An 11575-nucleotide genomic window follows, 5' to 3' on the forward strand; every position below is an offset into this window, starting at 1 on the left:
CCGCGCACGCCAGCGGCGCCCCTCACTTGCCCTCGCGGTAGGCGCGGATCGCGTTCACGATGGCGTCCGCCATCTTCTGCCGGAAGTCGGCGGTCGCGAGGCGAGCCTCGTCCTCGGGGTTCGAGATGAACGCGGTCTCGAACAGCGCGGCCGGCATGTCGGCGCCCGCGAGGACGAAGAAGCCCGCGCCCCTGACGCCCTGATCCTTCGTGTCGGGGTAGCGGGGCGAGAGCGAGGCGAGCGACGATCGCTGGAGGAGCTCGGCGAAGTGGCGCGAGCGGGCCGCCATGTCGCCGACGTTGAGGTTCGACAGGATCGCCGCCACCTCGAGGCGGGCGCCGGGATCACCTGGGTCCACGCCCTGCCCTCCCCGCCCGGCGCGGGCGGCGTTCTCGCGCGCCGCGAGCTGCGCCGACGTCGCCTCGCCGTCGTGAGGGGCCGCGAGCGAGAACGTCTGGACCCCACGAGCGCGGCCGTTCTCGCTCGCGTTGCAGTGGATCGAGACGAACAGGTCGGCGTGGAACGCGTTCGCGCGCGCGGTGCGGAGCTCCAGCGGGACGTAGGTGTCGCTGTCCCGCGTGAGGAGCGTCTCGATCTTGAGCTCGCGCGCGAGGAGCGGGGCGACGCGGTGGGCGACGTCGAGCGTCACGTCCTTCTCCTTCAACCCGGTGGGGCCGACGGCGCCGGTGTCGTTGCCGCCGTGCCCCGGGTCGATCGCGACGCGCCGGACCTCCCGCGCGCCGCCGGGGTTGTCCTTGTCGTCGCGCAACGGAGGGCGGGTGCTCACGTCGACGACGATCCGGAACGGATCGGGGAGGTAGAAGATCCGGCGGTGCAGGTTGGCGGCGAGATCGAGGACGACGCGCGTTCCATCCGGCTGGACGCCGACGCGCACCCGCCGCAGGACGCCGCCGACCTCGATCTCCTTCGCGATGCCGCGCGACGTCGCCCTCGCGATGTCGACGAACACGCGCGCGTCCTTGCCGGCGCTCTCGTCCGCCGCGAGCGTGCCGACGTCGAACGTCGTCGGCGCGGAGAGCTCGACCACGACGCGCGCCCCCTTGTCCGAGCCGTGCCGCTCGATCGAGGTGATCTTCACCGGGCCGGTGGGCGCCGCCGGCGCACGGGGGGCCACGACGACATCGCCGGTGGCTTCGGCGGTCGTCACCTGCACCGGCGCCGCGCCCGCGGCGCTCGCGGGCGCGGCGGGGGAGCCCGGCGCCGGGCCCGGTGCGAGCGCGAGCGCGACGCCCTCGACCCGGTGTCCCTCCTGCTCCAGCGCGCGCAGCGCGTCCCCGCTGGGCCGGTAGGCAGCGGCTTGCGCGAGCGCGAGCGCGAGCGCGCCAAGGCACTGCGAGCGCGGCGCGCCGCCTGACGGCGCGGGCGGGGCGAGGGCCGCGTAGCGCCGCGAGACCAGGTAGAGCTCGCGGTACGCGACGGCCGCGTCGTGAGCGAGCTCGCCGGCGAGCAGCGCGCGGCGGCGCTCGGCCTGGCACGCGCGCTCGACGTGGGCCGGATCGGCCGAGGCGCGGAAGGCCGTCGCCGCCGCGCTGTAGAGCTCCATCGCCTCGCGCGCGTCGGTGACCGCCTGATCGAGGCGGAAGAGCCGCACGCGAAGGTCGCCGGCCAGCTCCGCGAGCGAGGCCGCCTGCGCCGGCGCCCCGGCGCGCGATGACGCGATGGCGACGGCATCGGCGAGGGCGACCGTCTCGGCGCGGGGTGGGAGGAGTGCAGCCGGATCGAGCAGCGCGGCGGCGCGCTCCTCGTCGGAGATGCCGGCGGGCGCAGCCGGCGTGCCGCCCTCCGTGCTGCACCCGAGGGTGGCGTGCGCCACCACTGCAAAAAGCGCGATCGCCGCGAACGCCGGAGCGCTACGATGCAACCACGCTGGGCTGGTGTGCTGTCGGCTCGCCAGTTCAGCCCCGCGCGCCGAGCGACTGGCGATGCGTCCAGGAGGTTTCACGTGCCCGACCTCACGCCCACTTCATCCACAGGACCCCTCTACGCGGACCGCGCGTCGGGGGAGAGGTTTGCCGACGCGACGAGCATGGTCAACGCGTATCTCGCCCGGTACAACGCGAGCTCCCAGGGCGGGGCCAGATCGCCGAGCGGCGCTGGCGCCAGCACGCTCGACGAGACGGGGTACGCGCAGCTTCAGCGCGGGAGCGCGACCATCGGCGTCAACGTGCTGGAGGCGCAAGGCGTCCTGATGGTCTTCTCTCCCATCATGGCCGTGCCCCTGAGCGGGCGCGAGGCCTTCTATAGGCGTCTCCTGGAGCTCAGCTTCGTCATCACCTCCGACGCGGCCTTCGCGATCGACAAGGCGCGCAACGAGGTGGTGGTGCGCTGCCTGCGGCGCCTCAGCGCGCTCGAATACGAAGAGTTCGAGGATATCGTCACGACGGTGAGCCAGGTCGCCGACACCTGGGATGACGCGCTGCTGCGTGAGGTGCGCGGCGGGTGAGCCGTTCGCGGTGGTTCCGGGGGCGCCCCCGCCGCGCGCGGCAGCCCGTGATGCGCCGATCCGTCGCGAGATTGCGGTGCAGCAGACGCGGGTGGTAAGTTCCTCACCGCGATGACTGCGGGGGAGCAACCGACGACCGCGGAACCTGGTGAGCGCTCCCTCTCTGCGGAGGAGGCGGAGCGGATCGCGTCGTCGATCCGGCCATCCTGGGAGGCGTTCGACGAGCTGTCGGGCGCCCGAGGCGACGCGCGCGGCGGCGCCGTTGCTCAGGAGCCCGGCGCATCCGCTGCGAAATCGTCGGAAGCCCAGGCGGCCTCCCCCGCCGAAGCGCCGGCGGTGAAGCCTGGCCCCGCGGTGGCGCCTTCTCCTGCTGCACCTGCGGCGCCCACGACGGGCGTCATCGAGGCCCCGCCAGCCGGCGCGTCCGGCGTGTCCGACACCGTGATCGAGGGGGTCCCGACCATCGCCATCGGTGAGGACCCGCCGGGGCCGCCCGCGGCGGGGGCCACGTCCCGCGACGCGGGAGCGGCGGGGGCCGGTGAGCAGGCCAGCCCCTCGCCTCAGCCGCTCATCGACGCCCGGACGGCCGGCGGCGCCTCGGACGCGGGCGCCCCGATCGCGCTGGAGGGCGGCGCGGTGACACGGGATCAGCCTCCCGCGCCGGCGGGGAAAACACAGGTAGGGATGGGTGAGCCGGCGGCGGCGGCCGGCGCGCCAGGCGCCGCGGCCGGGGCGCACGCCGCTGCGCCGCAGCCGCGGGTGGACCGGTCCCCCTCCCCGCCCCCGGAGGACGAACCGCCGTCGGCACGGCCGGCGCGCAGAGGCTCCCGCGCGGCGCATCCGGCGAGGGAGAGCGCTGATTCCGTGGCCGCGTCAGGCGTCCGCACGGAAGACCACGATCCGATCGAGATCCCCGTGTCCACGCCGAACAAGACGGCGCTGCGGGTCGTGCTCGCCCTCGCGGGCGTGGCCTTGCTGCTCGTCGTCGTTCGCACCTTGCGTCAAGACGACGCCGGAGAGGATGCCGGGCCCCCGGCGGCATCGCCGACGGCGGAGACATCCGCCGCAGCGACCACACCCCCCGCCGCCTCGCAGGCGCCCCCCGCCGCCTCGACCGCCGCCACCGCTACGGACGACGGCGCCTCGCCGGCGCCGAGCGCCTCAGCGTCGCCTTCGGCTCCCACCGCGACGACATCTGCCGCCGCGGCGGCGCCTACCTCTGTCACGACGCCTCCTGCGGCCACGGCGCCTGCATCTGCCACGGCGCCCGCTTCCGCCGGGAGCGCAGCGACGCCCGCGGTGCCACCGACCAGGCCGAAGGCAGCCCCCCCTGCACAGAGGCCCGCGCCTCCAGCACCGGCGCAGCGTGGCACGAGTTCGACCGGAGGCAGCAAGGGCGGCGGCATCATCCGCGATGCGCCGTTCTGAAGCGCACCTCTTTACTCGCCTCGGCAGCGAGGCCTGCTGCAATCGTATCCTTTCGCGGACGCCGACGAGGCGAAGCCCGATCTGAGGAGCCATGAAAACACGCGCCTGCGCCCCAGTCCTCCTGCTCTCGCTGATCGCTCCCGCCGTGCTCACGGAGGCCGGGCTCCCCCCTTCTCTCTTCAGCGAGCCGCTGAGCTTCGCGCAACCGTCCGATCCCGTGACCGAGGTCGCGCGCCAGCGCTACGAGGAAGGGGTCAAGGCGTACGACGCCGGTCGGTTCGAGGAAGCACGCACCGCGTTCCTTCAGGTCTACGCGCTCAAGCGACACCCGGCCGTGCTGCTCAACCTCGGACAGAGCGAGCTTCGCTCCAATCACCTCCAGGACGCCGGCAAGCACCTGCAGCAGTTCCTGCGCGAGCACGCCGCGGCTACGCCGGAGCAGCGCGCCGCAGCGGAGAAGGCGATCGCCGATGTGAAACGGAAGAGCGGCTTCCTCGTCGTGAGCGCCGACGCGGTTGGCGCGGACATCAGCGTTGACGGCGTCCTCATCGGCAAGGCGCCGCTGCTCGATCCGGTGTTCGTGACGCCCGGCAAGCACACCTTGTTCGCGACCTACCTGGACCGATCAGCGACCACGCAGGTGGACGCGAAGATCGGCATCGCCACGCCGGCGACGCTCACCCTGGGCACGAGCGGTGCGACGCCCGCGACGCCGCCTGTCGGCGCGCCCACCCCGGCGACGCCGACCGCTGCGCCCACCTCAGCCCCCCCGGGCGCCGCGCCGCCACCGCCGGCACAGCCTCCGGCGACGAACATCGCGCCGCCGGCGCCGGGCGCGGCCGCTCCCGGCGCGACGGCTCCGGGCGCAGCCGCGCCGGGCCCCTCACCGTCACCAGCAGCGCCGACGGGCACCGGCGGCTTCAGCGTCTCGACGAGCAGCACGATGGGCTCGATGAGCCCGGCGCAGGCCTCCGGCGGACGCGAGCCGTTCTTCCACTGGTACGCTCGCAAGCCGCTCGCCTGGGCAGGGACCGGCGTCGCCGGGGTCGGCCTGGTCATGGGGATCGTCGGCTCGGCCATCACGGTGGACTCGCGCAGCAGCGCCGACGACATCGGGCAGAAGATCGAGGAGTACGTCGCGGGTCACCAGAGCGAGATCCCCGCGAACCGCAGGTCTCAGCCCTGTGGCGCGCGCGAAGACCCGTCGGGCGACCTCCCCGACTTCAGGAAGGCGTGCGGAAAGCTCCGCGAGAAGCTCGACCGCTTCGATGGCGCGGTCCCCTGGGCGATCACGGGGTGGGTCCTCTTCGGCGTCGGGGTCGTCGGCACCGCGACCTACGCCATGATCGATTGGTACCCGCAGAAGCAGCAGACCGCGGCCGACGGGCCGCGCATCACCGCGATCGCGCCGTTCGTGGCGCCAGGTCAAGCCACGCTCAGCGTCGCGGGAACCTTCTAGATCACCGATCACGTCGTTCGAGCGAGAGATGAACCGCCGAGACGCCATAAGACGCCAAGATTTTTGTGTTTTTTCTTGGCGTCCTTGGCGCGCTTTGCGGTTCAAATTCCTGCTCTTTTCTGGGGTTTCAACCCGTTTGTCGCTCTAGGTGTCCTCGCCGTCATGGAGCTGCGATTCGACCTCTGGCATCTGGCTTTCGTGAGCCTCGTCGCGGACCGGGCTCCGCCGAACTTCGAGGTCCTGTCCGAGGTGCGGCTCACGATCGAGCCTCAGCGCGCGGACCTCTTGCTCCTTCGTCGGGTCGGCGCCGAGCGGAAGGATGACCAGGCGCTCGTGCTGCGCGCGCTCTGGGCGCGGCTCGGGCGCGTGGCGATCGTGGAGTACAAGAGCCCCGTCGAGTCGTCGTTCCGGCCCGGGGATCTGGTGCGGCTCGTGACCTATGGCGGACTGTACGAGACGGCCCACCTCGACGACCTACCGGCGCCGGCGGACCTGACGCTGGTGCTGGTGGTCGCGTCGGTAACGCCGACGCTGCGCGAGGATCTGGCGCGCAAGGGCTGGACTCTGAGCCCGCTCGGCGGAGGGTATGCGCGCATCGACGGGCCGATGTACGATACGTACCTCGCCATCACGGACGAGGTGACCGAGGCGGAACGCGACGACTACCTGCGGCTCTTCAGCCATCGGTCCGCCCTGCCGGGCGAGGCAGCACGGTGGCTGAAGCAGTGGATGAGGGACACGAGGATGAAGCAGCCGGACATCGAGGAGCTCCCGGGGTACGAGGAGATGTTCCAGAAGCTGGTCGAGGCGATGCCCGTGGAAAAGCGGCTCGCCGGGCTCGCCCCCGAGCAGCGGCTCGCCGGGCTCGCCCCCGAGCAGCGGCTCGCCGGGCTCGCCCCCGAGCAGGTGATCCTCGCGCTCCCGGTGGAGGTGCTGCGCATGCTCTCCGAGGAGCATCTCCATTCGCTCCCCGCCGACGTTCAGGAGACGATCGAGAAGCGCCTCCGGGGCACCGCGCATTGACGCGCCGATCGCGAGAGCAAGGCCAGCCCTGGCGGAGCGCGACCGGTTGAGTCAGGCGCTCCTGCCAGCGTGACAGCGGGGTTGCGGTGCGTTCGCAGCGCTGGCACGCCGCGTTTTTGATCGGGAGTGGCTTCAGACCGGCGAGGGCTCGACGGGCTTGGCGTCGGTGGGCTTGGTCTCGACAGGCTTGGCGTCGGCGGGCTTGGCTTCGACGAGCGCCGGCTCGGCCGGCGCGGCGGCGCTGCCGCGGCGCTTCGGGCGGAGCCTCCGCAGCGCGTTGCGGAACGAGGTGGCGCTGAAGCGGCGCTTCGCCTCGGGGATGTCCCAGCAGGCGTTGACGCCGGCGGCGCGCGCCTCGTTCCCGAGCAGCGTGGCATACGTCACGATCGAGTTGCGGAGCACCATCGCCTCTTCCCGGTTCCGCAGGCCGAGGATGCCGAGCAGGTCGCGCCCGCTCACCTCGTCGAGCAGGGTGCCGCCTTCGCGCAGGAAGTCCTCGGTGAGGCCGACGGGCGAAAGGCGAGCCTGGTGCTGCTTGGCGAGCCGGAGCAGCATGGCGAGATCGCTGGTCTCCTCGGTGAGCGTGCCGCTCGTGTTGACGTCGGCGAACTGCTCGGCGACGTCCGGCTCGAACGCGAACGCCTGGTCGGCGAACGCCTTGAGCCGCGCGCGCCACGGCCGGCTCGCCTTGATCACCTGGTCGATGGGCCGCACCTGATACGCGCCGGTGCGCTTGCCCTCGCCGAACCAGAGGTTCGCGGTGTCGAGCAGCTGGATGGATCTGCGGAGCAGCGCGCGGCGCTCGGGGCCGTAGGCCTTGCTCGCGAGCTGCGCCTCGTACTGCACGACCGACAGGTAGAGGTCCCGGAGCTCCGTGAGGGTGGTCGAGACGGGTTGGCTCGGCTCCATGACCTCGCGGACGATGCGGTCCATCTCGGGCCGCGCGGTATCGAGGAGGGCCTGAAACTCCGCGGGGGTCGCGACCGCGCGGGTCTCCTTCAGGACGGCGTGCTGCTCTTGTGAGAGTTCGATTCTCATAACCTACCTCCAGTGGGGGTGGCGATCGGACAGGCGTAGCACGACGGCAGAGCTCGCCGCAGTGCGCGCAGGCTCTGGCGATCCGGCGAGCACGGTTGTGTCGCCGCGGAGCTGCGCCAGCGCGCCCGGGGTGTGCCCCAGCGGGCCGGGGCGCGAACCCAGCAGCCCGGGAACGCGGCCAGCGTCGCCGAGACGGCCGGGAAGCGTTTCAGCAGCGCCCGGGATCCGCACCAGCAGGTCCGAGGTGCTGTACCAGCAGCTCCGAGGGGCCGTACCAGCACGTCCGAGGTACTGCACCAGCAGGTCCGAGGACCTGCATCAGCAGCTCCGAGGAGCCGTACCAGCAGCTCCGAGGAGCCGTACCAGCAGCTCCGAGGAGCCGTACCAGCAGCTCCGAGGAGCCGCACCAGCAGCTCCGAGGAGCTGTACCAGCAGCTCCTCGGAGCCGTACCAGCGGGTGCCGGCACGCGTCCCGGGGTTGCTGGGGAACCGCCGGGAGGCGCTGGCACGGCGCCGGGAGATGCTGGCAGGTCACGGCGGTGCGCCTGGAGGTGCGCTCGTACGGTCGGGTCGATGGGGCGTCGTCGGTCCGCCGTCCCCTCGTTCCCCGGCGCTCATCCATCGCGTATGCTGCGTGGGCTTTGATCGGGGAGCTGTTCAACGGCAAGTACCGTGTGCTCCGCCTGCTCGGCCAAGGGGGGATGGGGTCGGTCTATGAGGTCGAGCTGGTCGAGACCGGCGAGCGCCTGGCGCTCAAGTGCGTCGAGAGCGAGCTGCTGAGCCGCAGCAAGACCAGCGTCGGGCGCTTCCAGCGCGAGGTTCGGGCGATGGGAGCGCTCGACACCGAGCACATCGTCCGGGTGCGCGACGCAGGGACCGATCCTGCGACGGGGGCGCCCTACATGGTGATGGAGCTCCTGGAAGGGGAAGACCTCCAGCGCCTGCTCGACAGGGTCGGCAAGCTCGAGCCCGACACCGCCCTTCGCATCGCGGCGCAGGTCTGCGTGGGTCTCCAGAAGGCCCACGAGGCGCGCATCCTCCACCGGGACATCAAGCCCGCGAACCTCTTCCTCGCGCGCCGCGCGGAGGGTGAGGTCGTGGTCAAGATCCTCGATTTCGGCATCGCCAAGATCAAGCCGGACCCGCACCAGGGCGGCCCGACCACGGGCCTCACCCGCACGGGGGGGATCCTCGGCTCGCCGCTCTACATGTCGCCCGAGCAGGCGCGGGGCGTCAGCGACATCGACTACCACACCGATCTCTGGTCGCTCGGGATGGTCCTCTACCGCGCGCTCTCGGGGAGGGTTCCGCACGAGCACATCGAGGCGTTCGGCGATCTGATCATGGCGATCTGCTCGGTGAGCCCCGAGCCGATCCAGGAGCTCGCGCCCTGGGTCGGCCCGGAGGTGGCGGCCGTGGTCCATCGCACGCTGAGGTTCGACGCCGGCGATCGCTTCCCGAGCGCAGCGGCGATGCTCGACGCGATCCGCCCGCTCCTCCCCCACGGCTCTTCGCTCCGCGAGGAGCACCTGGTCCCGATCAGCGAGGCGACGTGCGCCGTGATCGCGCCGAAGCGCCCCATATCGCTCCCACCGGGCGACGCACGCCGGCAGATGATCACGCGCCTCGCGGTGCGCGTGGGGCGCGCGGCCTCCCCGTCGGCGACGACCGTGGATGCGTCTGGGATGCTGCGAGAAACCGCCCCCGCCGGCTCCACGACGACCGCGGAGTCGACCGTCACCACGGGCACCGGCGACGCGACGGCGCGGTCGAACGGCCGGAGCGATCCTCGAGCTCGCGCGCGCCGCGTGGCCGCCGCGGCGATAGGGCTCACGGCGGCCGCCGGGGTCATCGCCTTCAGCCTCTCGAGGGCGGCCAACCACCAGGACAGCGTCTCGCCCAGCGAGGCCGCAGCGCCCTCGGTCCCCGCGATGGCGCCGGCGCCGGCCGCGCTGCCAGAGAGCACGACGCCTGTCGTCGCCGCGCCGCCCCCTGCCCTCCAGCGTGCGAGGCTTGCCGTGTCTCCAGCCGATGTATCGGTGGAAATCGACGGGGCGCCGGCGAAGGTCGACGGCGGTGAGGTGACGATCGAGGGCGCGCCCGGGAGCCGGCATCGCGTCCGGCTCTTCAAGGGCAAGGACGAGCTGCGGGGTGAGGTGATCCTGACTGAGGCCGGCGCCGCCCCGTCCAGGATGCAGCTCGACACGGCAAAACCAAGGCCTGCGGCGCCGCCGGCCGGGAAGGCGACGGTCGCGCCGAAGGCGACCGCAGCGCCCGCGCCCCCGAATGCGACAGCGACGGCGGGGTCATTGATCCCCGACACCTTCCGATAAACGGTACGCTCCCTCACCGTGCTCAGACGCCGAGCCAGAGCGATCGCGGTCCTGCTCGCTGCCTCGCTCGTATCGCCGGGGGTTGGGCTCGCTCAGCCTGAGCCGCCGGCCGGCGAGAGCGCGCCGCCCGAGGACGCGAAGGACGAAGCGAGGGCGCGCTTTTTCAAGGGCAGGCAGCTCTATCAGGAGGCGGCCTGGAGCGCCGCGCTCGCGGAGTTCCAGGCGTCGAGGACGCTTTACCCGAGCGAGAGCGCGACGCTCGGCGCCGCCGAGAGCCTGAAGCGCCTCCAGCGCTTCGACGAGGCGCTCGGTCTCTTCGAGATCGCGCTGCGCGACTTCTCGGAGACCCTGGAGGCCCCGAGGCGGGACGCGATCCAGCGCGAGGTGATCGCGCTGCGCGGGCTCGTCGGCACCGTCGAGATCGAGCAGGCCGAGCCCGGCGCGGCGATCACCGTCGACGGGCAGCAGCGGGGGGAGTTTCCGCTGCTCGCGCCGCTCCGGGTTGCGGCGGGCAGCCACGGCGTGCGCGTGTACAAGGAGGGCTTCGAGCCGTTCGAGACGCGCGTCGAGGTCGCGGGCGGGCAGACCGCGCGCGTCTCGGCGCGCCTGGTCCGGCTGAAGCAGGTGGGGACGCTCCGGGTCGTCGAGGCGCGCGGGCGGGAGCTCTCGGTGGTCGTCGACGGCGTCGAGGTCGGCAAGACCTCGGGGGCGCCGCTCTCGGTGCCGCTCGCGCCCGGCGCGCACGTGGTGCTCCTGCGCGGCGCGGGGCGCCTCGGCACCGCGCCGGTCCGCGTGAGCCTCCGGGTGGACGAGGTCGAGCAGTTGCGGCTCGAGGCGGAGGAGCTCGACGCCGCGCTGCGCATCGCGCCCGTGCCCGTGGACGCGCTCGTGTCGCTCGACGGCGTGTCGCTCGGCCGGGGTCCGTGGGAAGGGCAGGTGCGCGCGGGGAAGCACACCGTCGAGGTCACGGCCGAGGCGTTCTTGCCCGCGACGCGCGCGATCGCGCTCCCGCGCGGCGGGCGGGAGGAGCTCTTGGTGGAGCTCGAGCGCGATCCGGCGTCGCCCTTCTGGCGCAAGCCGCCGCCGCCGCCGCGCTTCCTCGTGGAGCTGGGGACGGCGATGCTGCTCGTGCCGAGCTTCGGGGGCGACGTGGCGGGCACGTGCGGCAAGGGGTGCAGCGCGGGGGTGGGCGCCGGGAGCTACGGCGTGCTCCGCGGCGGGTACCAGCTGAGCTCGGGCCTCGGGTTCGGGGCGTCGATCGGAGCGCTCTCGGTGACGCAGGCGATGCGCGGGCGGCGCACGTCGCTCAACCTCGTCGGGGACCCTGCCGTGCAGACGGCGAGTGATACGGACGCCGCGGGCGCGGGTGATACGACCGTCGCCGGCGAGGTCGACGACGTGCTCCGGCTGCGCGGCCTGTTCCTCGGCGCGTGGGTCGGCTACGCGCTCGACGCGGGCTTGCCGATCCACGTCCGGCTCGGCGCGGGCGGCGTCTTCGGGTCGATGTCCGACGCGCGGAGCGGATCGTTCGATGCGCGCACGGTGCGCGCGCCGTCGTACGCGGTGGGAACGGTCGTCGGGACACAGGCGGCGCGCTTCCTGTTCGTCACGCCGGAGGTGCGCGTCGGGTGGTCGCTCGGCGAGCATGTCGAGCTGAACGCGGGGCTGGAGGTGCCGGTGCTGTTCCCGGTGTCACGGCCGGCGTGGCGCGAGGCGGACGGGATCCACGCCCGTCGCGACGGCTATGGGTGGTTCAGCGCCGAGACGCTGGTGGGCGGTGTCGTCGTCGGCGTGGCGCCGACCGTGGGGGCGCGGTTCGATCTTTGACGC

General features: G+C 72.8%; 7 protein-coding genes. 5 read left to right on the forward strand and 2 right to left on the reverse strand.

All coding sequences use genetic code 11. The features are described 5' to 3' along the window. Nucleotides 1–22: 22 nt before the first annotated feature. The gene (locus tag WMF34_RS19585) at nt 23–1834 is read right to left on the reverse strand and encodes an N-acetylmuramoyl-L-alanine amidase (RefSeq protein ID WP_437994171.1); all 1812 of its coding nucleotides are present in this window, start codon (nt 1832–1834) and stop codon (nt 23–25) included. Nucleotides 1835–2047: 213 nt separating this feature from the next. Here WMF34_RS19585 and WMF34_RS19590 point away from each other — a divergent pair, with 213 nt between their 5' ends. The 3 genes from WMF34_RS19590 (at nt 2048) to WMF34_RS19600 (ending at nt 6374) form a co-directional block, all read left to right on the forward strand. Beyond that, nucleotides 2048–2464 carry a YbjN domain-containing protein gene (locus WMF34_RS19590; RefSeq protein ID WP_437994172.1) on the forward strand — a complete coding sequence of 139 codons (417 nt, stop codon included), beginning with the start codon at nt 2048–2050 and terminating at the stop codon, nt 2462–2464. 1519 nt (nt 2465–3983) lie between these two features. Continuing rightward, nucleotides 3984–5351 carry a hypothetical protein gene (locus WMF34_RS19595; RefSeq protein ID WP_437994173.1) on the forward strand — a complete coding sequence of 456 codons (1368 nt, stop codon included), beginning with the start codon at nt 3984–3986 and terminating at the stop codon, nt 5349–5351. Between the two features lie 162 nt (nt 5352–5513). Beyond that, nucleotides 5514–6374, forward strand: a complete 861-nt coding sequence (locus tag WMF34_RS19600) for a hypothetical protein (protein ID WP_437994174.1) — start codon at nt 5514–5516, stop codon at nt 6372–6374. Nucleotides 6375–6506: 132 nt separating this feature from the next. Here the strand turns inward: WMF34_RS19600 and WMF34_RS19605 are convergent, their stop codons facing one another. Then, nucleotides 6507–7412 (reverse strand): hypothetical protein, encoded by a 906-nt coding sequence (locus WMF34_RS19605; protein ID WP_437994175.1) that lies wholly within the window; start codon nt 7410–7412, stop codon nt 6507–6509. Between the two features lie 641 nt (nt 7413–8053). On the opposite strand from WMF34_RS19605, the gene WMF34_RS19610 reads away from it, so the two are divergent. Together WMF34_RS19610 and WMF34_RS19615 are read left to right on the forward strand one after the other, a co-directional pair. After that, nucleotides 8054–9745, forward strand: coding sequence for a serine/threonine protein kinase (locus tag WMF34_RS19610; RefSeq protein ID WP_437994176.1), 1692 nt, complete (start codon nt 8054–8056; stop codon nt 9743–9745). 18 nt (nt 9746–9763) lie between these two features. Continuing rightward, on the forward strand, nt 9764–11572 hold the full coding sequence (locus WMF34_RS19615) for a PEGA domain-containing protein (protein ID WP_437994177.1): 1809 nt from the start codon (nt 9764–9766) through the stop codon (nt 11570–11572). Nucleotides 11573–11575 lie beyond the last annotated feature (3 nt).

The sequence above is a fragment of the Sorangium sp. So ce145 genome (genome assembly GCF_051525985.1).
In the GTDB taxonomy this organism is placed as follows: domain Bacteria; phylum Myxococcota_A; class Polyangia; order Polyangiales; family Polyangiaceae; genus Sorangium; species Sorangium cellulosum_B.

Coding starts and splice junctions, on each gene's coding strand:
- WMF34_RS19605 (WP_437994175.1), bottom strand. CDS start 7,412: ATGAGAATCGAACTCTCACAAGAGCAGCACGCCGTCCTGAAGGAGACC.
- WMF34_RS19600 (WP_437994174.1), top strand. CDS start 5,514: ATGGAGCTGCGATTCGACCTCTGGCATCTGGCTTTCGTGAGCCTCGTC.
- WMF34_RS19590 (WP_437994172.1), top strand. CDS start 2,048: ATGGTCAACGCGTATCTCGCCCGGTACAACGCGAGCTCCCAGGGCGGG.
- WMF34_RS19595 (WP_437994173.1), top strand. CDS start 3,984: ATGAAAACACGCGCCTGCGCCCCAGTCCTCCTGCTCTCGCTGATCGCT.